The organism is Vibrio sp. 03_296, assembly GCF_002265885.1.
Map to the genome: position 1 here is coordinate 1 of NZ_NPKW01000641.1, position 1183 is coordinate 1183.

Here is a 1183-nt window from a genome sequence, read left to right on the forward strand (position 1 = left end):
ATCATGGGGTATCAGCACAAAACACTGGCGATTGATGCGGTTCAATTCCACCCAGAGTCGATAAAAACTGAGCAAGGGCATCAGTTGCTGGCGAACTTTCTCGCGCGCTAATCCTGATCGCGATCACCTTTCTTAACATTTTCTTCATCTTTTTTTGCTTTGCGATGAGTGAAAAACTTATTCGCACCGTTCTGTATTCTGTTTTCATTTTTCTTACCACATCAGCAAGCTTCTGCACTTTTTAAAAAAGTGCTTCAATAATTTACCAACTTGATGCATAAATAGTCATTAATAGTGACTATCAGGATTTACACCCCGAACCAAAAAGAATAAATCACTATTGAAATCGTTAATTAATTGTAAATACAATGCCGCATCAGCGTAAATGCAAGACAATATTTGCCGAACAGTGAAAGTCGGTGTAATTCGCTATCTGCTGCGGTATCGAGAGGGAATGTGTAATGACAGTGGAAATGAAAGTAGAGCGTGGATTGTTCGATGAGGTGATGGTGCCTTGTTACAACCAATGGAGATGATTCCAGTTAAAGGGCAGGGTCTCGAATTTGGGACCAAAACGGTAACGAGTATATCGACTTTGCTGGTGGTATTGCGGTGAGCTGTTTAGGTCATTGTCACCCAGTGATGGTGAACGCACTGACAGAGCAAGCGGGTAAGCTTTGGCATTTGAGCAACGTTATGACCAATGAGCCAGCGTTGCGTTTGGCCAAAAAAACTGACCGAAGTGAGCTTTGCTGAACGTGTGTTTTTTTGCTAACTCAGGCGCGGAAGCCAATGAAGCAGCCTGAAACTGGCGCGCCGTTATGCCGCAGACGTTATGGCCAGAAAATCAGAAATCATCGCGTTTAAACAAGGTTTCCACGGACGTACTTTCTTCACCGTGACAGTGGGTGGTCAGGCGGCGTATTCGGATGGTTTTGGTCCGAAACCGGGCGACGTTACTCACCTTCCTTACAACGATATTGAAGCGCTGCAAGCGCACATTTCAGACCGTACCTGTGCGGTATGATGGAACCGCTACAAAGGCGAAGGCGGCCATCACATTCCACCAACATCGGAGTTCATTCAAGCCGTGCGTGAACTGTGTGACAAACACAATGCGCTGCTGGTATTTGATGAAGTGCAAACGGGTAATGGTCGTACGGGTGAGTTCTATGCTTACCAA

Annotated in this window: 2 pseudogenes; both read left to right on the forward strand. The window is 45.5% G+C overall.

Going from position 1 to position 1183, the window contains the following annotated elements:
* Positions 1-111, forward strand: a pseudogene (locus tag CIK04_RS26815) (anthranilate/aminodeoxychorismate synthase component II); the annotation flags it as partial.
* Between the two features lie 350 nt (positions 112-461).
* Positions 462-1183 (forward strand): annotated as a pseudogene (locus CIK04_RS26820) (aminotransferase class III-fold pyridoxal phosphate-dependent enzyme); the annotation flags it as partial.